Consider the following 22,348-nt stretch of genomic DNA (forward strand, 5'->3'; position numbering starts at 1 on the left):
GGGGTGAACCGGTCAGGACGTCTTTAATAATGACTCTCATTTAACATGAGCCATCCAACGCTGTGCAACTCTTCATTCACGCGACATCATTCATGACTTCATTCATGCCGCTACTGCCATGCCGCCAAGCTGTCTTCCGGCCCATCGGCATGGCTTTTAAAAAACGCCCTCAAGTGCTCGATGAAACACGACACCTTCGCGGACAGGTTCAAACGCTCAAGGTAAACCGCGTAGATATCCGCCGGCGGTGTCTGGTAATCACCCAACACCTCCACCAGGCGCCCACTGCGCAAGTGGTCCGCCAGGTTCCATTCGGCCCGCATCAGGATGCCTTGCCCCTCCAACGCCCAGTTCAACGCCACCTCACCATCGTTGGTGCTCAGGCTTCCACGCACCTTGACCGATTCTGACTGCTTGCCACGGCTCAAGCGCCAAATGCCGAAGGCGGCATCGTTCTGGCGTAACACGATGCAATTGTGTGCAGCCAGGTCCTTGGGCACCTCGGGTGTTCCGCAGGCTTCCAAGTAGCTGGGCGCGGCACACAGCCTGCGACGGTTGGCTGCGATCTTGCGCGCGATCAGGCGCGAGTCGGGCAATTCACCAAAGCGGATGGCCACATCGATTGCGTCATTAGGCAGCTGGATGGGCCGATCGGTCAGGTGCAGTTGCACCTCCACCTCGGGGTAACGCTTGGCAAACGATGAAATCGCCGGCCCCACATGGGTACGGCCAAAGCCCAACGGCGCATTGACCCGCAGCAGGCCCTTGGGCTCGGCGCGGCTGCTGGACACCTGGCGCTCCATCTCCTCGATCTCACCCAGTATGCGCCGGGCATTGACCAGGTAGGTCTCGCCCTCGGCGGTCAGGCTGATGCTGCGTGTGGTGCGGTTGAGCAACCGCACGCCCAGCCGCTGTTCCAATTGCGCCAGGCGCTTGGAGACCGCAGGTGGGGTCAGGTTCATCTCACGCGCAGTGGCAGCCAGGCTGCCCACGCGGATGAGCTGGGTGAAAAAGGCCAGCTCGGACACTGGGTTCATAATTAACCTGAAGGAAACAATGAGTTGAATTTCATTGTATTACACGGTTTTTGAAAAACCATTACCTTGGCCCTGCGTGATTAACCCTAAGAAATCTGGGCTATCGAGCTGCCACGGCCAGGTGTTGCCTGCCGCCACCGATAAGCCCAGCCGCCACAAGAACCGACTCACAACAATAATTCGGAGACGGCAATGGCCAAGCGAGTGTTAGGCAAGTTGTACGTGCAGGTGCTGATCGGGGTAACCCTCGGGGTACTGATCGGGGTGTTCTGGCCACAGGTCGGCGCCGACCTCAAGCCGGTGGGCGATGCCTTCATCAAACTGATCAAGATGGTCTTCGCACCGATCATTTTCGCCACGGTGGTGCTGGGCATCGCCAAAATGGAAAACATGAAAGAGCTCGGCCGCGTGGGCGTGCGTGCGCTGATCTACTTCGAAGTACTGTCCACCTTTGCCCTGGTGCTGGGCCTGGTCGTGGTCAACCTTGTACAGCCTGGGCAAGGCATGAACGTCGACCCAGCCACCCTCGATGCCAAAAGCATTTCCACCTACACCGCGGCAGCTGCAAACAGCTCGGGCGGGTTCATCGACTTTCTGTTGCATGTCATCCCCGGCAGCGTGACCGATGCCTTTGCCAAGAATGAGATCTTGCCGATCCTGCTGTTCTCGACCTTGTTCGGCATCGCCCTCTCGCACCTGGGCCCGCGCGGCAAACCGATGGTCGATGTGCTTGAAGCGTTCTCCCACGGCATGTTCTTCATCGTCGGCATGATCATGCGCGTGGCGCCGCTCGCGGCCTGCGGTGCAATGGCATTTACCGTCGGCAAGTACGGGCTGGGCTCGATCGTCTCGCTCGGCAAGCTGATGGCAACCATGTACCTGACCTGCTTCCTGTTCGTGGTGATTGTGCTGGGCGCCATCGCTCGGCTGTCCGGTTTCAGCCTGTGGAAGTTCCTCAAGTACCTCAAGGAAGAACTGTTCACCGTACTGGGCACCAGTTCATCGGAGTCGGTGGTGCCGCAACTGATGAACAAGCTGGAGAAGGTCGGCGTGTCCAAACCGGTGGTGGGCCTGGTGATCCCTTCCGGCCTGACCTTCAACCCGGACGGGCAATGCATCTACTACACCATGGCGGCCATCTTCATCGCCCAGGCCACCAACACGCCACTGACGCTGATGGACCAGTTGATCGTGCTGGGCGTGCTGCTGCTGACCTCCAAAGGCTCTGCAGGTGTGACCGGCTCTGGCTTCATCACCCTGGCCGCGACCTTGGCAACCATGGACAACATCCCGGTGGCCGGCATGGTGCTGCTGCTGGGCGTCGACCGCTTCATGTCCGAGGCCCGCGCCATCACCAACACCATCGGCAACGCCGTCGGCACCGTGGCCATCGCGCACTGGGTTGGCGCTTTGGACAAACCGCGCATGGCCCAGGTGCTGGACGGCCAGCTACCCGCAGAACCCGAAAAACCTGAGGCCGCTCAGCTACACACCCCGCTTCTACACAGGGAGGCCAGCACCAGCGGCACCCTGGCCCCCTGAAAACGCAGACATCGAACAATCAGCCTTGTGATGCAGTGAGGAAAAAACCGTGGATAAAGAATCAGCCGTGTCATCGCTCACCGACGTGATGGCGAAGTTCACCGCCTATATCGGCAAGCGCCTGCCCAAAGACGTCAAGGAGAAAACCGCAAAACTGCGCGCCGCAGAAACCAACCCACTGGCCATCGCCGTGTATGACTCGATGGCCGACAACCAGGAATACGCCGACAAGCTCGACCGCCCCAGCTGCCAGGACACAGGGGTCATTCAGTACTTCATCTCGGCGGGGGCCAGGTTCCCGCTACTGAGCGAGCTTGAAGGCATTCTGGAAAACGCCACCAAAGAGGCCACCATCAAGGGCCCGCTGCGCCACAACGCGGTAGAAACCTTCATCGAGAAAAACACCGGCACCAACACCGGCTCGAAGATCCCGTGGCTGGACTGGGAAATCATCCCGGATGCCGACTACGCCATCGTCGATGTGTACATGGCCGGTGGTGGCTGCACCTTGCCAGGCTCGGCCAAGGTACTGATGCCAGGCCAGGGCTATGAAGGGGTCACCGAGTTCGTCTTCGACGTGATCACTTCGCGAGGCGTCAATGCGTGCCCGCCCTTGCTGGTTGGCGTTGGCGTGTCGACCTCGGTTGAGACCGCTGCGCGCCTGTCGAAAAAGGCGATCCTGCGCCCGGTCGATTCCAGCCACCCGAACGAAAGCGCCGCCATGATGGAAAAGCTTCTGGAAGATGGCCTCAACGAAATCGGCATCGGCCCGCAGGGGCTGACTGGCAACAGCAGTGTCATGGGCGTGAACATCGAGTCTTCCGCGCGTCACCCCTCGACCATTGGCGTCGCGGTATCGACCGGTTGCTGGGCGCACCGCCGCGGCAAGATCCGCATCAACGCCGACCTGTCCTACGACATCCTCTCGCACGAAGGGGTAGTACTGTGAAAAAGATCCTGACCACCCCGATCAAAGACGAAGACCTGGCCAACCTCAATGTCGGCGACGTGGTTTATCTCACCGGCCAGTTGGTGACGTGCCGCGACGTCGCGCACCGTCGTTTGATCGAGCTCAAGCGGGAGTTGCCGGTTGACTTGCGCGGCGGTGCGATCTTCCACGCTGGGCCTATCGTGCGCAAAAAAGACGATGGCAGTTTCGAGATGGTGTCCATTGGCCCGACCACCAGCATGCGCATGGAGAAGTTCGAAAAGCAGTTCATCGAGCAAACCGGCGTCAAGCTGATTATTGGTAAAGGCGGCATGGGGCCGGAAACCACCACTGGCTGCCTGGAAAACAAAGCCGTGCATGCGGTGTTCCCAGGGGGCTGTGCGGTGCTGGCTGCAACGCAGGTAGAAGAGATCGAACGTGCCGAGTGGCAAGACCTGGGGATGCCTGAAACCCTGTGGGTCAACCGGGTACGGGCGTTCGGCCCGCTGATCATTTCCATCGACACCAAGGGCAATAACCTGTTCGAACAGAACAAGGCCCGCTTCAACGCGCGCAAAGGGGCGGTGATCGAGAAGATCAACAGCCAGGTTCGCTTTATCAAATAACCGCGCCAAATCGGGGCCGCTATGCGGCCCATCGCCGGCAAGCCAGGCTCCCACCTCGACTGCACAGACCTCAAGCCATGTGCAGTACCTGTGGGAGCCAGGCTTGCCGGCGATGGGCTGCGCAGCAGCCCCGATACAAGCACCTCATGCCTTCGACAATTCGCCAATCTTCTCCAGCCGCGCCCGCACGATGTTGCGGCTGATGTTCAACAACCGCCCGGTCTGCAGCTGGTTCCCGTGGCAATACCGATACGCCGCCCGGAACACCGTCTCCTCGATGTGCTCATACAGGTTCGGCACGTTCTGCTCGAACAACGCCAACAAGGCGCTTTCAAGGTTAGGCGGCGCCGCGAGCGCGGCCGGGGCGTTGGCCTGCGTGGCATACACCTGGGCCGCACCTTGCGGCCTCATGTCCACCAAGTGCAGGTCTGCGGGCGCTACCACCTGGTAGCGGCATACCAGCAAGGCATGGTGGATCGCGTTTTCCAACTCGCGGATGTTGCCCGGCCAGCTGTGGGCCAGTAATTTGCGCTCGGCATCCGGGCTGAGCGACGCACGTTCATAACCCAGGCGCCGGCAATGCTCTTCGATGAAAAATTCGGCCAAGGGCAGAATGTCGCCGGGCCGCTCACGCAGCGGCGGCAGGCGGATGGTGGCGACGTGCAGGCGGTAGAACAGGTCTTCGCGAAAATGCCCCGCCACCACGGCGTCGGCCAGGTTGACGTTGGTTGCGGCTACCAGGCGCACGTTGATCGGGATCGGTGTACGCGAGCCCAGCCGCACGACTTCGCGCTCCTGCAGCACCCGCAGCAACTTCACCTGCATGTTCAACGGCAGGTCCCCAATCTCGTCGAGAAACAGCGTGCCGCCATTGGCCGCCTCGAACCAACCGGCCTTGTTCGAGGTGGCACCGGTGAACGCCCCTTTCTCATGGCCGAACAGTTCGCTTTCCACCAGGGTTTCGGCAAAGGCACCGCAGTTCACCGCCACGAACGGTTCGCGGCCACGGCGGCTCAGCTGATGGATGTGGCGAGCGACAAGTTCTTTGCCGGTTCCGGTTTCGCCGATGATCAGGGTATTGGCCTCGCTGGGCGCCAGGCGCTCGATACGGCTGAGCAGCTCCTGGGAGCGAGGGTCCTTGAACACAAGCACGGTGGCACGTACCGACTTGGTCAGCTCTCGGGCATTAGGGTGGGTGATCAGCGACATGGGGGCATTCCTGGCAATTGACGCGCAGCCCCATAGTGCCCGAAACAAATTAGATCAAAAAATTATTAATTCATCTTTATATATTCCATTTTTGAATATTTGATTTTCCAGCAGCCGACTGCTGCTGCAGCAGCAACGCGCCAGCACTGCCCTGCGTGCCGATCAGCAGGCTGGGCTCCACTCCGCGCCCCTCCCATGTGCTGAAGGCCCCGCCGTTAAAGGCCTGCAGCCACCTTTTCAAAGACTGGCATGCATTTCGCTCCTGGCCTGGCAATGCCTGGTTCGCTGCAGCACGCGGCCCAGACCTGTTGAACCCTTGTTTGGAGCCGCACATGAACACACTCTGGCGTCACGGCCTGGCCCTGTTGGGCGGCCTGTTACTCAGCCTGACCACATTGGCCGCCGAGCCACCGGCAGCGGTGCGCATCGCCATCGTTGCCTTCACCCAAGGCGGCGCGTCGGTCTTCGGGGGCATCCCGGGGCGGGTGATCGAAGACGGCTGGCTCGAACAGCAGTTGGCCGCCCGCGGCGTGAAACTGCAATGGACCGCCCTGCCCCACGCCGGCGCCGGGCCACAAATCAACGAAGGCTTCAGCAACGACAGCCTGGACTTCGCCGTACGCGGCGACCTGCCCTCGGTCATCGCTGGCGCCGGCCAAGTGCCCGGCAAGCTGATCGTGCCGGGTGGCAGCGGCAACAACATCTACTTGGTGGTGCCCAGCGGCTCTGCGGTGCGCAGCATCCAGGACCTCAAAGGCAAGCGCCTGGCCCTGCACCGCGGGCGGCCTTGGGAATTTGCCTTCAGCAACTTCCTGGAAAGCCAGGGCCTCAAGCTGACCGACTTCAAGATCGCCAACCTCAACCCGCAGGTCGGTGCCGCCGCCGTGTCGGCCGGCAAGGTCGATGCCGCCGTGCTGCTCAACGAAGCCTACGCCCTGGAAGACAAAGGCGTGGCGCGGATCCTCTGGTCGACCAAGCAAGGCGCCAACGACTGGCGGCTGGTGTCCGACCTGTGGGGCACCGACCGCTTCGTGCAGCAGCACGCCGACCTCACGCAGCTGGTGGCCACGGCCTGGGTGCGCGCGGCCTGGTGGATCTCCCAAGCGCAGAACCGCGACGCCTATTACGCGCTGTCGTCCCGCGCCGGGGTGGCCGAAAGCGTGCTGCGCCGCGATGACCAGGACGACCCGGTGGCCTGGAAAGCGCGCTGGGCGCCGAAAAGCGATGCCCAACTCAAAGCCCACTACGACGCCCTGGGCCACTACGCCTTGGCCAACCGCCTGATCCGCACGCCCTACGACATCAGCAGCGACCTGGCCACAGGCTTCACCCGCCAGGCGCTGATCGACCTGCAGCTCACCCACTATTGGCCGTCCCTGGACGCTCAAATCAGCCAACAACCTTGAGAACATCTTCCATGAAATTGCCTGTTTCCATCGTTTTCGGCCTCAGTGCCCTGGCCTTTTCCATTGGCGCCCTGGCCGCCGACACCTACGCCCCCAAACCCGACCCGCAACAAGGCGACGGCCGCGTTTCGAGCTTCTACACCTGGTCCAAGGCAATCCCGGCCACCCCCGGTAAACTGCTGCGCAGCGAGCCGCTGGACTCAGCGCTGAGCTTGCCCAACGCCGCCAGTGCCCAGCGCATCCTCTACACCTCGCTGGACGGCATCGACGGCAAGACGCCAATCGTGGTCTCTGGCGCGCTGTTCATTCCCAAGGGCCCGGCGCCCGCCGGTGGCTGGCCGGTCGCCAGTTGGGGCCACGGCACCGTCGGGGTGGCGGATATTTGCGCACCGTCCTGGGCCGGGCGTTCCTACCGCGATGTGCAGTACCTGAACCGCTGGCTCGAAGAGGGCTATGCCATCGTCGCCACCGACTACCAAGGCCTGGGTGTGCCCGGTGGCCACCCGCTGCTGAACAACCGCATGGCCGCCTACGGCATTCTCGATGCCGCCAAGGCCGTGGTCGCCGGCGTACCGGGGCTGGCTGACAAGGTCCTGATCATCGGCCAATCCCAGGGTGGCGCTGGTGCCTTTGCAGCCGGTGCCTATGCCGCAACCTATGCACCCAAACTGGGGATCAAGGGCAGCATCGGCACCGGCGTGATCTACACCGTGGGGTCGAAAAACGTCGGTGAGCAGGACCAGAACAAGGTCGACCCGGCCCTGGCCTACGGCTTCTACACCTTGCTCGCCGCACAGCAGTACGACCCGAGCATCGACCCGCGCGACTTCTACACCGACAAGGCCCTACCGCTGTTCGAGCAGGCGCGCACCAGTTGCCTGTCGGCACTGGTCAGTGATGTGGTCGGCACCGGCCTGACCCCCGCCAACGCCAAAAAGGACTACCAGGGCGACCAGCTCAAACCGTGGCTGGCCCAAGTGTCGTACCCCACCCTCAAACTGGCCCAGCCGATCTTCATCGGCACCGGCGCCGAGGACAAGACCCCTGCCGCCGCGACCCAGGTTGCACTGATGCAGGATGCCTGCAAGGCCGGCTCGGTGGTGCAGGGCCACCTGTACAAAGGCCTGGGCCATAGCGAAACGGTCAACGCCTCGCTCAAGGACTCGATCCCCTTCGCCCGCCAGGTCATCAGCGGCCAGCCAGTCACGCCCAACTGCAGCCCCAGCGTCCAGTAAGGAGGCCACCCCATGAGCATCGAATTCTTCACCCGCCTGCCACTGCATGGCGAAACCCAGTACCTGCCTGGCGACCCACGCAACCGCGGCGACTGGCACGCAGGTGGCGACAGCAGCGGTGCGGTTTCCGGGTTCGCGGTAGGTGATCACTTCACCTACATCGATTACCTCGGGCAAATCGCCCGCGCTGCGGAAATCAACGGCTTCGGCGGCGCACTGATGGTCAATGCGCCCACCGGCGAAGAGCCGTGGACCGTGTGCTCGCTGCTGGCACGGGAAACCCGCACGCTCAAGTTCGTCACCGCGTTCCAGCCCTATCACTACACGCCCTGGGTAGCCGTGCAACAGGCCGCGACCTACCAGCGCGCCACCGGCAACCGGCTGGTATGGAACATCATCAACGGCGGCTCCGACGCCATCCAGCGCCAGGTCGGCGACTTCGAGGGCCACGACGAACGTTACGCCCGCGCCACCGAGTTCATGGACGTGGTACGCGGCTACTGGCACAACGAGCAATTCCACTACGAGGGCACCTATTACCGTGCCGAGGGCGGCGGGCTGCGCGGGCCGCTGAAAAAAGCCGAGCTGCCGCTGATCTGCACCGCCGGTTCTTCGCTGGCCGCGCGCGAGTTCGCCGCCAAGCATGCGGACTTCTACCTGATGCGTGCCGAACACCCGGACGAGATCGCCGCGCTGATCGCCGACATCCGCGCCCGCGCCCTGAAGTGGGGGCGTACCGACATTCGCTTTGGCCTGTCCATCGACGTGATTGCCCGCGAGACCGAAGAGGCCGCGCGGGCCGAGGCCAAGCGTTTCTTCGACGAAGGCGTGGCCAAGGGCACGGTCAAGGCCCGCGCCGCCCACGCGGGCCTGCGCACCGCACGCAAGCTGAGCTACGAGCACGGCTACAGCGACAAGGACGAGCAGCAGGCCTTCGACGATTTCTTCATCCACCCCAACGTGTGGACCGGCTTCGGCTATATCGGCATCCCGCCAGGCTGCGCGCTGGTGGGCAGCTATGCCAACGTGGTGGCGCGCATCCGCGAGTACCACGGCATCGGCATCGACCTGTTCTTCCTTGCCGGCTACCCGCACCTGGAAGAAGCCTACCGCCTCGGCGAGCACATCTTGCCGCACTTCCGTGGCCAGCGCGCCGCCCTCGCCCGCCCGGCGCCCACCCCCGTGCAACTGCACGCCAGCAACGGGGGCTGACGCCATGGCCTGGGACGGTTACCCATTGAGCCGGCGCGCCTTCATTGGCCATGCCGGCGTACTGGCCGGCGGGTTGCTGGCGGGCTGTGGCCCAAGCGACAGCCCTGGCGACGCGGTCGCCGACCAGCCACGCCATGGCGGGCGCCTGCGTCTTGGCATCATCGATGGCAACCAAAGCGGCAACCTCGACGCCCATAAACCGGTCGGCAGCGGCATCGTCCGCGGCTTTGCCTTGTACAGCAAGCTGTGGGAGTGGGACGAGCAGATGCAGCCGCGCCTGGCCCTGGCCGAGTTCGCCGAGCCCAATGCCGACGCCAGCGGCTGGACGTTGCGGCTCAAGCCTGGGCTGGAGTTTCACCACGGCAAGACCATCGACGCCGACGACCTGATCTTCTCCATCAGGCGCCTGACCGACCCGCAGCTGGCCTCGCCCTATGCGGCGCTGCTGCACTGGGTCGACCGCGACAATCTGGTCAAGCTCGACGATCGCACCGTGCGCCTGGCTTTTCGCGAAGGCCGCAGCTACCTGCCGTTGCCCGAGACGTGGGTCAACTTCGGCGGCATCGTGCCGGTGGACTACCACCCGGTCACCAACCCGGTCGGTGCCGGCCCTTATAAACTCAAAAGTTTCACCCCGGGCCAGCGCTCGCTGTTCACCCGTTTCGACAATTACTACAAGCCCGGCAAACCGTATGCCGATGAACTGGAGATCATCGACTTCAAGGACCAGACCGGCCGCCTGGCGGCCTTGCGCGCCGGGCAGATCGACATGGCCAACGTCATGTCCACCGAGCACCTGCAAGTGCTGCAGGCCGACCCACGCCTGCGCCTGCTGAAGTCGGTGAGCGGCAATTGGTTGTCGTTCGACATGAACACCACCAAAGCGCCCTTCGACGACCCGCGGGTGCGTGAGGCGTTTCGCCTGCTGGCAGACCGAGAGGACTTGGTGCGCCGGGCACTCAATGGCCAGGGCCGGGTGGCCAACGACCTGTACGCCCCTTTCGACCCCACCTTCGACCACAGCCTCGGGCCACGGCCGCATGACCCACAACGGGCGGCGCAATTGCTCAAGGACGCGGGCCACGAAGGCCTGCAGGTGGAACTGGTCACGACCCCAGGGCCTGGGCTTGCCTCGGCCCTGGTGCTGGCCGAACAGGCACGGCGCATCGGCGTGACGATCACGGTGCGCCAAGTCGACCTGGCGACGTTCCAGGGGCCGCAACGCGACGACTGGACGTTGAGCACTGGGGGCAGCATCGGTGCGCCGTTTCTGGCCAGCGCCATTCATACCGACGCGCCGTTCGCCGTGGCCAACAAGACCCACTTCCACGACCCGGCATTCAGCGAGGCCTTCCTCGCTGCCATGGCCCAGCCCGACCTTGAAAAACGCAAAGCCCTGGTGCACCGCGCCCAACGCATCCAGTACGAACGGGGCGGCATGCTGATCTGGGGCTTTGCCGACTTGCTCGACAGTGTCAGCACACGGGTCGGTGGGGCGCAGGCGGAGCAGTCGCTGTTCAGTACCTGGCGGTTCGAGAGCCTGTGGCTCAAGCGCTAAACGCTGGGCCAGCACAATCTTCTGTGGGAGCGGGCTTGCCCCGCGAAGCAGGTACCCCGAGTGGATGGCACGGGCTTTGCCCGTATTCGCGGGGCAAGCCCGCTCCCACAAGGGGCGCATAGCGCCCCCGGCAGTCGCCATAGGCACCCAATAACCGCAGGCGCGGCTGCGCCCTCGCTTTTCCCATTTCCGAACAGAACGAGGCTCAGCCCCATGCTCCGCGTTGCCTTGCTGCACCCGACATTCCAGCCCAGCGCCCTGGCACTGGCCATCCTGGCCGCCAGCGTACCGCTGGCCTACGCCGAGGACACCCAACTGCAAACCGTCACCGTCCAAGCCGAACAGGCCGACGACGACGCACTGCCCACGCGCCCACCGGCCTCGATCTACGGCGGCTTGGAAAGCAAAGTCCTCGACACCCCACGCGCGGTCACCCAGATCAACGCCGAGCAACTGGCCCGCGACCCGATCCAGAGCTCGGACGACCTGGTCAAGTACGCCCCCGGCATCACCCGTGGCGGCGGCCAGAACACCGGCATCGCCCCGCAGATGCGCGGGCAAAGCTCCGAGGTGTTCCAGGATGGCCAACGCGCCTACGGCGTACGCCACCCCGCCAACTTCAACGCCTACGAAGGCGCCGACATTGTCGCCGGGCCCTCGTCGGTCACCTACGGCTCGGTCAGTGGCAGCGGCGGCTACATCAACTACCTAAGCAAGAAGCCCGACTTCAACCGCTTCCGCACCCGCCTGAGTGGCGAAATCGGCAGCTGGATCCCCGACGGCGAATCACGCGATGCCACCCAATTCAGCATCGACAACACCGGCCCCCTCAGTGACAGCCTGGCCTACCGGGTCAGCATCACCCGCCAGCGCCAGGAAACCTTCTACGACAACGTCGACAACAACTTCGACGCGTTCTACGGCGCCCTCGCCTGGCGCAACGACAACCTGCGGGTGGACTGGAACGCCGCGTACGACGACTACTACGACTACAACATCACCCACGGCTGGAACCGCGCCACCCAAGACCTGGTCGACCACGGCAGGTACAACGCCGGGCGCGCCACGCCGATCATCCAGAACGGCAACAGCCTGTGGTCGCCGGTGCTGTCATCGGGTGCCAGCGATGCCCAGGTACTCGGCTGGGTGCAGCGCCAGCGCAACGCGCAGGGCCAGTACCAGGTGGTCGATGGCAGCTTCCAGGGCGCCTCACCCAATACCCAGGCCAGCCCAGGCAGCTTGCGCGGCTGGGTGTACGACCCGTCGCTGGCAGGCAATGGCCAGGCCTCGCTGTCGTCACAGACCGGCCAGCGCGCGCAGGACCAGAACCGCTCGCGGCGCTTCACCACACAACTGCGCGTCGAGGGCGACCTGACCCCGTCGATCACCCTGGCCAACAGCACTTTCTACCAGCACTCCACCGACACCACCGACGCGGTGGGCGCGTTCCAGGTGCAGGGCAAGGACGACATCTTCGACAACCGCTTCGAGTTCCGCGCCCGTGGCCAATGGCAGCTGGGCGGCCTGACGCTGGTCGACGACAGCAACAGCGGGCTGATCTACCGCCGCGAGACCAACGAGTCGATCGCCGCCAACAACAATTTTGGCTCCACCATCAACGCCTACGACCTCACCCTCGACCCGACGCTGAAAAACCCTGGCGACCTGCTTGGCCTGAGTGGGCGCAACCCCGCCGGTGGCAACGGAGCCTGGATCGGCCAGCCCGGCGCGCCACAGTTGTCCAATTACTATGGCTGGCTCAACCTGCCCGCCATGTACCCGGCAGGGCACGGTTTGTACGCTGAATCGGTGGCGCCCTACACCGCCGACAGCACCTGGACCACCCAAACCCTGTTCAGCCAGCACAACCTGCGCCTGGGCGAGCGCGTGGGGCTGAACGTGGGGGCCAGCCGCAGCTGGATCGATGCCCGTATCGAAAACCCCTTCGTGCTCGCGGGCGGCAACCCGCGCAAGGACTCGGACAATTACCGGTTGTTCTCGGTACAGGTCAGCCCCTATTTCAAACCCACCGACAACAGCACCCTGTACTACACCTTCGACCGATCCCTCGCCGTCAACACCGGGTTCTTCACCAATGGTTTGGGCTGGGGCAGTGGCGCTGGGGCCAACCAGCTCAACCCGCTGGCGTTCGAGAGCCTTAGCGTGCTGCACGAAGTGGGGCTGAAGGTCGAAGCCATGCCCGACCGGTTGTTCTTCACCTTGGCCGCCTACAAGCAGGCGCGCGACCAGTCGCCAGACAGCAACAACAACATCGCCCGGTTGATCGTCAAAGGCTGGGAAGCAACCCTGCGCTACCAGGACCCGCACCTGCGCGGCGGCCTCAACCTCAGCCGCATCAGTGCCTACAACGAGTTCACCAGCCAGGCCGGGTTCGCCTCAGCAGGGTTCATCCCCGACAACGGCACCGTGTTCGGCGACAACAACAGCCTCAACCAGCGCCCGTCCGGCAAGTTCGATGCGGTGCAGATTCCTGAGTACAACGCCGGCGGCTATGTCGATTACCGCTTCGATTCCGGGTTCGGCGTGGAGCTCTCTGGCTGGTGGACCAGCAGCTGGTACCTGAACCTGAGCAAGACGGTGAAGGTGCCCGACGAATACAACCTCGACCTTGCCGCGTATTACCGCCAGCCACAGTGGGGCGTGACGCTGCGCATGCTCAACGTCACCGACGAACTGAATTTCGTCAGTGGCCTGGCCGGCTCGACCAACACCTTCCTGCAACCCATGCCTGGGCGCACCTTGCTGGCCCAGGTCGATTACCAGTTCTGACCCTTCCTCAACATAAAAGGCCATCGCCATGTCCATTGAATTCGTCGGCATGATTTTCCCCCGCCAGTGGTCCGAGACCCGCGGCGTGCGCTCGCCCGACTTCGACCTGCCGTTCATCCGCCACCACGCCCGCGCCCATGAGCATGCCGGTTTCGACCGGGTACTGATCGCCAGCGGCCCAGGCAGTGCCGACAGCCTGCAGATTGCCGCCTATGCGGCCGCGCACACCGAGCGCCTCGGCTTCATGATCGCCCACCGCCCTGCCCTGACCGCGCCGACGGTGGCCGCGCGGGCATTCGCCACCCTCGACCACACCACCGGCGGCGGGCGCATTCGCCTGCATGCGATCACCGGCATCACGGCCGAGCCGCAAGAAGGCGACACCCTGCTGGACAAGACCGCGCGTTACCAGCGCGCCGACGAGTACCTGGAGATTGTCCGGCGCACCTGGACTGCCGAAGAGCCGTTCGACTTCGAAGGCCGCTACTTCACCATCAAGGGCGCTTTTTCGCCGGTCAAGCCGCTGCAGCAGCCGCATATCCCGATTTCCTTTGGAGGCTCGTCCGACATCGCTTACCAGATCGCCGTCAAACATGCCGACCTTTATGCCCTGTGGGGTGAACCGCTGAGCGGCGTCGCCGAGCAGATCGCCAAGCTCAAGGCTGCGGCGAGTGCCGCTGGCGTGGCGGCGCCACGGGTGAGCTTGTCGGTGCGGCTGATCCTGGGTGCCACCGAGGAGCTGGCCTGGCAGCGCGCTGAGCAGATCCTCGCGCAGATCAAGGCCAACCCGCAGTTTGCGGCGGACAGCCCCTGGCAGAAGCGCATCAAGGGCACCGGTTCCGAACGCCTGCTCGCCGCCGCCGCCCGGGCGGACCGGCATGACCGGGCATTGTGGATGCCGACGGCGACAGCGGTGGGGGCTTATGGCGATACCACGGCGCTGGTGGGCACGCCGGAGACCGTCGCTCAGGCGTTGCTGGATTATGTCGACCTGGGGGTGAGCACCTTCCTCAACCGCGGGTATGACCCGTTGTACGACACGGTGGATTACGGGCGCTGGGTGATTCCGGCGGTGCGGGAGGAAGTGCGGAGGCGGCAGGCGCGATTTGCTGGGTGATGGTGCCCAGCTGGGGATTGCATCTGGGGTGCCAGGTGCATGCCTTGAGCCTTGCAGCGCCTGGGAGATCGAGCGCCGCCCGCGCGGCGCATCGCGAGCAACGCTCGCTCCTACGTTTGTTTCGGGCCAATTATTCCTGGGGCAAACGCGCGCGACCGCCTTGACGCATGACTCGATATCGCGTCGAACAAACAAGGCGTTCGCGCGCGCCTGTCACAGGCGTTATTGGCCAAAAACAAACGTAGGAGCGAGCGTTGCTCGCGATGCGCCGCGCGGGCGGCGCTCGATCTCACAGGCGCCGCCCCACCCAAAGCCGTGCACCTAGACGCCCGCCTGCAACCTAGGCGAATGCGCCACCAAGGTCCGGGTATAGCCATCAACCGGCCGCCCAAGCACCTGCTCAGCCTCCCCCTCTTCCACCACCCTGCCCTGGCGCAACACCAACACCCGGTCGGCTATCGCCCGCACCACGCCCAAGTCATGGGTGACGAACAACACGGTCAGCCCTTCACGCTGCAAACGCCGCAGCAATGCCAGGATCGACGCCTGCACCGACACATCCAGCGCCGAGGTAATCTCGTCGCAAACCAACAGCCGTGGCTCACAGATCAACGCCCGGGCAATCGCCACGCGCTGCCGTTCTCCCCCTGACAGGCTGTGCGGATACAGATCGGCCACACGCGCCGGCAGCGACACCCGCGCCAGTACCGCTTCGACCCGATGACGCGCCTCATCGCCACGTACAGCGAAGAAATGCGCCAGGGGCGCGCTGAGGGTCTGCGCGATCGTCTGCCGAGGGTTCAACGCCCGGTAGGGGTTCTGGAACACGTACTGGATCTGGTGACGCAGCCGCGCATCCCGTTGACGCGCGGTGAACGCCAGCGGCTCGCCGCCGTAACGCAGTTGCCCCTGAACGCTCTCGCCTAACCCCGCGATGGCCCTGGCCAGGCTGGTCTTGCCCGAACCGGACTCGCCCACCAGCGCCAGGCATTCGCCTTGCGCTACCTGCAGTGAAACATCGAACAGCACTTGGCGGTCGTAAGCCACATCCAGCCCCTGCACCTCCAGCAACACCTCTGCACTAGGCGCCGCTGCTACCTCGACACCCTGCTCGCCGAGGGGCAGCGGCTCACGGTAGGGCGCCAGGCAAGCGACTTGCTGACCGCCCTCGAACGCCAGCAGCGAAGGCTCGATCACCGCACATTCGGCACGTCGCCTGGCACAACGAGGGGCAAACGCGCAGCCCGCAGGCCGCTGCCCCGGCGCCGGCGCATGGCCGCCAATGGCTTGCAGCGGCTGGCGTCGGGCAATATCAGGAATGGCCGCGAGCAAGGCACGGGTATAAGGGTGTGCCGGCGCTTTGAACAAGGTTTCGCGCCCCGCCACTTCCACCAGCCGCCCGGCATACATCACCATCACCCGGTCAACCAGGTCGCGCACCACGGCCAGGTCGTGCGTCACATACAACGCCGCCACACCGTGCCCCCGGCACAGGCGCTTGAGGGTTTCCAGCACATGCGCCTGGGTGGTCACATCGAGCGCCGTGGTCGGCTCGTCGAGCACGATCAGTTTCGGCCGCAGGACAAACGCCAGTGCCAGCATCACCCGCTGTTGCTGCCCTCCGGACAACTGATGAGGAAAACGCCGCAGAAAGGCTGGGTCGTCTGGCAGGCCGACATCCACCAGGGTCTCATTGATGCGTTGCTGCAATGCATCTGTGGTCAGCTTGGGCTGATGCGCCAACACGGTTTCACGCAACAAGGCGCCTATGCGCAGAGCCGGGTTCAGCGCTGTGGCCGGGTCCTGGGCAACGTAGCCCACCAACCCGCCCCGCGCCAGGCGCAAGGCTTCGCCCTCAAGCTCCAGCACCGCCTGCCCCGCCACCGCAATGCGCCCGCCGGTAATCCGCGCACCTTGCCGCGCATGGCACAGCAAGGCCGTGGCCAGGGTGGTCTTGCCCGAACCGGACTCGCCCACCAACCCCACGATCTCTCCCGCCGCCAGGCTGAACGAGACATCGGCCAGCACATCGACCTGCCCGGCCAGTTCCACCCGCAGGTCGCTGACTCGCAACACGTCGCTGTCGACTTTCAACGCCGCCGTCATGGTTGCTTCTCCCCAATACGTGCACTGACCCGGCCGATACCTTCCGCCAGAATGTTGGTGCCATAGGCGAACACGGCAATCAGCAGCGCCGGTGCCAATACTGCCCAGGGCTGTACCAGCAGGCCGGCCTGGTTTTCGTTGATCATCAGCCCCCAGTCCGCCGCCGGCGGCGCTACGCCATAACCCAGGAAGCTCAAGCCCGAGAGCATGCCCACCGCCCAGGTCAGCATGTTGCCGAAATGCACCAGCAGCGGCGTCAGGATGTTCGGCAGGATTTCGCTGAACAGGATGCGCCAACGTGAGTAGCCCATCATCTGCGCCGCCTCGACGAACTCCTGGCCCGCCACCGCCACCGCGCTGCCACGCGCCAGGCGCACGACCCCTGGGGTAAACGCGATGGCCACGGTCAACACGATCAGCCACGGCGCACGGCCGAGCATCGAGACGATCAGCAGCACCAGAATCAGGTCCGGAAAAGCCAGCGAGACATCCGCCGCCCAACTGATCGCCTGGTCCAGGCGGCGCCGCGAAAAACCGGCCAACAACCCAAGGCTGCCGCCGACCACCAGCGCAAGGGTGGCCGCCGCCACCGACATCCACAGCACCGACACACCCCCGCTGAGCAAGCGAGACAACAAGTCGTGGCCAAGAAAATCATGCCCCAGCGGCGCATCGGCATTCGGCGGCCCATACACCGGCCCGACCATGGCCGTCGGCGCATGCGGCGCAAGCCAGGGGCCCAGCAGCGCCAGCAACATCACCAGCGCGGTAATCACGGCGCCGCGCCGCACCTGCGGGTCGGCCAGCCAGCGGGTCTCAGTCATGGGTTGCCTCCTGGGCAGGTGTACGGCGTGCGCGTCGCCACCACGGGCGAATGCCGCGCCGGTTACGGCGGATCAGCTTGACCCGGCGCGCGGTGCGCAGCTTGGGGGTGAGCAGGACAGTCAGCAGGTCGGCCAGCAGGTTGATCAGCACCACGGCCAGGGTGATGACCAGCACCACGCCCTGGATCATTGGCAGGTCGCGCATTTGGATCGCCGCATTGAGGGCCGTGCCGATGCCGGGGTAGCTGAAGATCACTTCGGCCAACAGTGCGCCGCCGACCAGCGTGCGCAGGGTCAGCGCCACGCCCTGGATGGCCGGGGTCAGGGCGTTGGGCAAGGTATGGCGCCAGACGATGCGCCGCTCCGGTATACCGCGCAAGCGTGCGGCCACCACGTAGTCGGACTCCAGCGCCTCAATCATCGAGGCGCGGACCATCCGTGTCAGGTACGGCAGCGCCGACAGGCTCAGGGCAACCACCGGCAGCACCAACGATGGCAACTGCCGCCACAAGGGCAATTGCGGGTCGAGGATCGACACCGCCGGCAGCCAGCCCATGCCGGGCATGGAAAACAACAGCACCAGGCCGATGGCCAACAGAAAGCTCGGCGTGGCCTTCAACAGGATCAAGGCCGACAACCCCCAGCGGTCCAGCGGCCGGTCACGGCGCAGCGCCAGGCTCACGCCCAGGGTCAGCGCCAGTGGCACCACCAGCGCCAGCACGCCGGCCAGCAAGGCCAGGGTGTGGCCGAGCCGCCCGAACAGCAGCTGTGCCACCGGCACCTGCGAGTCCAGCGAGATGCCCAGGTCACCGCGCAATGCCGCCCCCAGCCAACGCAGGTACTGCACCAGGATCGGCTGGTCGAGGCCCAGCTGGCGCTGCAAGGTCACGATGCTGTCCAGTGGCGCATCGGGGCCAAGGATGACCCGCGCCGGGTCCGAGGGCAGCGCCTGGGTGGCGATGAACACCACCAGGCTGATGACCCAGGCGGTCAGCAGGCCGTAGCCCAGACGGCCAATGAACCAAGCCAACCAGGCCGGCGTACGTGGGGAACGGTGAGCGTGATCAGGCATGGTTCAACCAGAGTTCGTCGAAGCGCCAGGAGGCGAAGGTGGTCTGTTCGGGGGCGAGCCCGCCGACCTTGGCGGACGCTGCATCGAGCACGTCCGAGAAGCCCCAGATCAACAGCCCGCCACGTTCGTGTTGGATTACCTGGGCCTCATGTACCAAGGCCTTGCGCCGCTCCAGGTCGGGCTGCGCCAGCGCCTGGCCGTACAGTTCGGTAAACCGTGGGTCGTGAAAATTGCTGCGGTTGTAGATGGCTTGCGGCGCATCGTTGTGCAGCGCCGAGGCGAGGAAACCGCGGGCCGGCGTCGAACCCGGGGACAGCTGCCACTGCTCGCGCTGTGGGCCATTGAACACCGAGCCGTCGACCTGGTTGACCTTGACCTGCACCCCCGCCTTCTGCGCCTGCTGGGCAAACACCAACGCCGCGTTCACCCCTGGGCCTGGTGTGGTGGTCAACTCGACACGCAAGTCGTCCTGCCCGGCCTGGCGCAGCAGTGACCGGGCCTGATCAAGGTCGTACGGGCGCCGGGCGATCGTGTGGTTGTAGGTCGGGTCGTGTGGCGAATACAGGTCGTTGGCGATACGGCCGAAACCATTGAGCCCACGCGCCACCAGCTCTTGCCGGTCGGCGAGCAGCCGGAACGCCTGGCGCACACGTACGTCCTGGAATGGCGCCTTGGCCAGGTTCAGGTTGAAACCGGTAAACGAGGTGCTGGGCGAGGCGTATAGGCGCAGGCGCGGGTCAGCCTTGAGCAAGGCACTGTGCTCGGCCTGCACCCCGCTGGCCACGTCGATCTGCCCTGCGCGCAAGGCCGCCGCACGCGAGACCTGGTCCTTGAATTCGATGATCTCCAGCTCATCCGCATAAGGACGGTTGGGTTTGTAGTAGTTTTCGAAGCGGGTGTAGAGCGAGCGTTGGCCAGGGATGAAGCTTTTGAGCTTGTAGGGCCCGGCGCCGACCGGGTTGGTCAACGGATGATAATCGGTCGGCACGATGCCGCCGAAACTGATCAGCGTTTCATCCAAGGGATAGAAGCTTTGCCCCTGCTTGAAGCGGATCTCGATCGTACGCGCATCCAGCTTGCGCAGCGCCTGGCGGTCGATGGCGCCGACCAGCCCGGCAAACGGCGAGGCCAACTGCGGGTCGGTCAAACGCAGGATCGAGAACAGCATGTCCTCGGCGGTGATGCTTTTGCCATGGTGAAATTCCAGCCCCGGCTTGAGGCGGATGGTCCAGGCGCTGGCATCGGCATTCGGCTCGGCGAACTCGGCCAAGGCCAGCCGTGTGCTGACATCCGGGTTCCATTCCCAGAACTTGGCGTACAGCGCCCAGCCGCGGATGATGCCGCCGCCCACCGGCTTGTGCGCATCGAGGTTGCCCGCCTGGTCTCCGTCGATGATGCCCACGCGCAACCGCCCACCGCGCACCGGCGTGGCGGGTAATGCGATACCGCCAGCCGTGGCAGCGGGCGCGCCACCATCGCAGCCGCCGAGCAGCCCGCCACCGAGCAGCAGGCCGCCCCCGACGGCCAGGCTGTTGCCGAGAAACACCCGGCGCGAAAACTCACTCATCACCCTCTCCTTACGCCGGTTGGGCCACGGTCGGCTTAGTGCGGGCGCTCAGGCGCGGCACCTCGAACCCGTGGTCCAGGTCGAGCAGCGGGAACAGCAGGTCGGCCACCCGGTGGGCTTCGTCGATCAGCGGGAAGCCCGACAGGATGAACGCCGAGGTGCCTTGGGCTTCGTACTCGCGGATGCGCTCGGCCACCTGTTCGGCGCTGCCGACCAGGTAGGTGCCCGCGGCCGGGCCAAGTATGTTGAAGCCGAACAGGCTGGGGCCCAGCCAGACGTTGGGGTAGATCTCCAGCTCGCGGGCAGTGGGCAGGCGCCCGGCGCGAATGCTGTCGAGGTTGCGCTGAATGCGCGGGTCGTCGCTGACATAGGTGTCCAGGGTCTGCCCTGCCGGCAATTGACGCTCGATGGCCGCGCGGGCGGTGGCCAGCGAAGTGCGCTGCAGCAGGCGTTCGGCATGCGCCCAGGCTTCTTCTTCGGTCTCGCGCACGATGACTTGCAGGCGTGTGCCGTAGGTCAGCTCGCGGCCGATTTTTGCTGCCTCGGCGGCCACCCTGCGGAACTTGTCGCCGAGCTTTTGCGGGGTATCGGCAAAGCTCAGGTAGACGTCGAGTAACTGCACCGAATGGGCCACGCCCGGCGCCGATGTGCCCGCACCCCACAGCGGGATGCCAGGCTTTTGCTTGGGTGGGTGCCAACCGCCCAGGGGGTGGCTGGCCGCCGCAGGTGAGCGTGGCGAAAGCTTGACGTAACGGCCGTCGTAGCCTGCCGTTTCACCCGCGTAAAAGCCCTGGAACGCGCGCCAGTATTCCAGGCTGAAGTCGTAACGTTCATCGTGTGGGTAATGCACGCCCAGCGTGGCCAAGCCGGCGTCGTTGCCGTTGACCACATTGAACAGCAAGCGGCCGTTGGAAAACTGGTCGAAGGTCAGTGCCCACTTGGCCAACACCGCAGGTGACAGCTCGCCTGGGTGTTGCGCGACCAGAAAGCGCAGGCGTGACGTGGCGTCGATCAGCGCGGCCGATACCGCAAGGCTTTCGTTGGGGCTGGAGCCGAGCAGCGAGCCGTAGAAGCCCAGGCGATCGGCGGCGATGGCCAGTTGCTTGAGGTGCTCGAAGTCGGTTTTCCAGCGGCCTTCGGGCTCCCAGGGATAGGGGCCGTCGGGGGTGGTGAGGTACCAGAGGATTTTTACTGCCATGGGGGTGATCCTTGCTTGAAGTGAAATACCAAACTGTCACTCGTCCCCCTGTAGGAGCAGCCTTGTGCTGCGAAGAGGCCAGTCCAGGCGCAGCAACTGCATCTGGCGGGCCGGCCTCTTCGCAGCACAAGGCTGCTCCTACAAAGGAGGGCGTGGTGGGCTTGGAACTGCGAATCAGCTGCGCCGATCGATACCCGGCACCAGCCCCAGCTCGGTAGCGCGCTCGTACAACCCACTCATCTTCCACTGCTGCGTCAGCACCCCTGGCCCGTACGGCCGCGAACCGCCCAGCGCATCGGCCAGCAGCTGAATCTGCGCGCCTTCTTCCAACAGCAGGATGAACTCGGCCGTCGCACGCAGCCCCTGCTTACCCCACACCGTGGAGCCGCCATTGGCTTCGAGAATGGCCAGGTTGAACGGGTTTTCGGCGATCTTGTCGAGGATGAAGTCCACCTCGGCCTGGCGCCGGTCGATGTACACCGGTAGCTCCCGCGCCAGCTGATAGCGCTGCACCGGCACATAGTGGAACGGCAAAGTACGGTGGGTCTGGGCCCAGGCGCCGAGGTACGGGCTGTGCACATGCGAGATCGTGGTGATGTCAGCGTGGGTCTGGAACAGTTTGGTGTAGCGCCCCAGCCCGCCTTTGCCCTTGCCGACGATCACGTTGCCGGAGAAGTCGGTCACGGTCGCCTGCAGCGGTTTGCGGTGGTTCCACGGGCCGCCGTAGTTGACGGACACCAGCAGGTCTTCACCGGGCACACGCTCGATGAAGCCGACAGTGCCATTGGCGGTGATGGTGTTGGTCTCGCGGAATACGGTAAACGCCGCTTCGGCTTCGGCGACCACCTGGTCGATGAAAGCTTGCAGTTCGGCAGTGACGGGGCGTTCGTTGATCAGTACGGTCATGTTCAATCTCCGGAG

17 protein-coding genes are annotated in these 22,348 nt (G+C 64.6%); 9 read left to right on the forward strand and 8 right to left on the reverse strand.

The genetic code is table 11. From position 1 onward, the window contains the following. Window positions 1-110 precede the first annotated feature (110 nt). The gene (locus AC5PZ0_RS07925) at window positions 111-1,037 is read right to left on the reverse strand and encodes a LysR family transcriptional regulator (protein ID WP_275750549.1); all 927 of its coding nucleotides are present in this window, start codon (window positions 1,035-1,037) and stop codon (window positions 111-113) included. A gap of 192 nt (window positions 1,038-1,229) precedes the next feature. Between AC5PZ0_RS07925 and AC5PZ0_RS07930 the strand changes: the two genes are divergently transcribed. The 3 genes from AC5PZ0_RS07930 to ttdB are packed head-to-tail and all read left to right on the forward strand — an operon-like array spanning window position 1,230 to window position 4,133. Further along, window positions 1,230-2,579, forward strand: coding sequence for a dicarboxylate/amino acid:cation symporter (locus tag AC5PZ0_RS07930; RefSeq protein WP_265967397.1), 1,350 nt, complete (start codon window positions 1,230-1,232; stop codon window positions 2,577-2,579). A gap of 49 nt (window positions 2,580-2,628) precedes the next feature. Then, window positions 2,629-3,528 carry a L(+)-tartrate dehydratase subunit alpha gene (ttdA, locus tag AC5PZ0_RS07935; RefSeq protein WP_027593742.1) on the forward strand — a complete coding sequence of 300 codons (900 nt, stop codon included), beginning with the start codon at window positions 2,629-2,631 and terminating at the stop codon, window positions 3,526-3,528. Continuing rightward, window positions 3,525-4,133: a L(+)-tartrate dehydratase subunit beta gene (ttdB, locus tag AC5PZ0_RS07940; RefSeq protein WP_027593743.1), complete on the forward strand. Its 609-nt coding sequence runs from the start codon at window positions 3,525-3,527 to the stop codon at window positions 4,131-4,133. The genes ttdA and ttdB overlap by 4 nt, the downstream gene beginning before the upstream one ends. Window positions 4,134-4,277: 144 nt before the next feature. Here the strand turns inward: ttdB and AC5PZ0_RS07945 are convergent, their stop codons facing one another. Next, window positions 4,278-5,342, reverse strand: coding sequence for a sigma-54 interaction domain-containing protein (locus tag AC5PZ0_RS07945; protein ID WP_099429798.1), 1,065 nt, complete (start codon window positions 5,340-5,342; stop codon window positions 4,278-4,280). A gap of 332 nt (window positions 5,343-5,674) precedes the next feature. Here AC5PZ0_RS07945 and AC5PZ0_RS07950 point away from each other — a divergent pair, with 332 nt between their 5' ends. The 6 genes from AC5PZ0_RS07950 to AC5PZ0_RS07975 all read left to right on the forward strand — a co-directional run bounded on the left by AC5PZ0_RS07950 (window position 5,675) and on the right by AC5PZ0_RS07975 (window position 14,660). After that, entirely contained in the window at window positions 5,675-6,748 is a 1,074-nt protein-coding gene (locus AC5PZ0_RS07950) for an ABC transporter substrate-binding protein (protein ID WP_493854632.1), read from the forward strand. 11 nt (window positions 6,749-6,759) lie between these two features. Continuing rightward, the gene (locus tag AC5PZ0_RS07955; protein ID WP_493854633.1) at window positions 6,760-7,983 is read left to right on the forward strand and encodes a lipase family protein; all 1,224 of its coding nucleotides are present in this window, start codon (window positions 6,760-6,762) and stop codon (window positions 7,981-7,983) included. Between the two features lie 12 nt (window positions 7,984-7,995). Further along, complete coding sequence (locus tag AC5PZ0_RS07960) at window positions 7,996-9,195, forward strand: LLM class flavin-dependent oxidoreductase (protein ID WP_186703476.1); 1,200 nt, start codon at window positions 7,996-7,998, stop codon at window positions 9,193-9,195. A 4-nt stretch (window positions 9,196-9,199) separates the two neighbouring features. Then, the gene (locus AC5PZ0_RS07965) at window positions 9,200-10,753 is read left to right on the forward strand and encodes an ABC transporter substrate-binding protein (RefSeq protein WP_099429801.1); all 1,554 of its coding nucleotides are present in this window, start codon (window positions 9,200-9,202) and stop codon (window positions 10,751-10,753) included. Between the two features lie 213 nt (window positions 10,754-10,966). Then, window positions 10,967-13,543: a TonB-dependent receptor gene (locus AC5PZ0_RS07970; protein WP_493854634.1), complete on the forward strand. Its 2,577-nt coding sequence runs from the start codon at window positions 10,967-10,969 to the stop codon at window positions 13,541-13,543. A 28-nt stretch (window positions 13,544-13,571) separates the two neighbouring features. Further along, window positions 13,572-14,660, forward strand: coding sequence for an LLM class flavin-dependent oxidoreductase (locus AC5PZ0_RS07975; protein WP_099429803.1), 1,089 nt, complete (start codon window positions 13,572-13,574; stop codon window positions 14,658-14,660). 321 nt (window positions 14,661-14,981) lie between these two features. On the opposite strand, the gene AC5PZ0_RS07980 is transcribed toward AC5PZ0_RS07975, so the two are convergent. From AC5PZ0_RS07980 to AC5PZ0_RS08005, 6 genes are all read right to left on the reverse strand, one after another. Further along, entirely contained in the window at window positions 14,982-16,766 is a 1,785-nt protein-coding gene (locus AC5PZ0_RS07980; protein WP_493854635.1) for a dipeptide ABC transporter ATP-binding protein, read from the reverse strand. After that, window positions 16,763-17,590 (reverse strand): ABC transporter permease, encoded by an 828-nt coding sequence (locus AC5PZ0_RS07985; protein ID WP_274887366.1) that lies wholly within the window; start codon window positions 17,588-17,590, stop codon window positions 16,763-16,765. The genes AC5PZ0_RS07980 and AC5PZ0_RS07985 overlap by 4 nt, the downstream gene beginning before the upstream one ends. Continuing rightward, entirely contained in the window at window positions 17,583-18,662 is a 1,080-nt protein-coding gene (locus tag AC5PZ0_RS07990) for an ABC transporter permease (RefSeq protein WP_493854636.1), read from the reverse strand. The genes AC5PZ0_RS07985 and AC5PZ0_RS07990 overlap by 8 nt, the downstream gene beginning before the upstream one ends. Then, entirely contained in the window at window positions 18,655-20,229 is a 1,575-nt protein-coding gene (locus AC5PZ0_RS07995; protein WP_493854637.1) for an ABC transporter substrate-binding protein, read from the reverse strand. The genes AC5PZ0_RS07990 and AC5PZ0_RS07995 overlap by 8 nt, the downstream gene beginning before the upstream one ends. A gap of 10 nt (window positions 20,230-20,239) precedes the next feature. Then, window positions 20,240-21,427 carry an LLM class flavin-dependent oxidoreductase gene (locus AC5PZ0_RS08000; protein ID WP_027593756.1) on the reverse strand — a complete coding sequence of 396 codons (1,188 nt, stop codon included), beginning with the start codon at window positions 21,425-21,427 and terminating at the stop codon, window positions 20,240-20,242. A gap of 174 nt (window positions 21,428-21,601) precedes the next feature. Next, window positions 21,602-22,333, reverse strand: a complete 732-nt coding sequence (locus AC5PZ0_RS08005; RefSeq protein ID WP_099453605.1) for a class II aldolase/adducin family protein — start codon at window positions 22,331-22,333, stop codon at window positions 21,602-21,604. Window positions 22,334-22,348: the final 15 nt, after the last annotated feature.

This window comes from Pseudomonas sp. 5.2, from assembly GCF_059025405.1.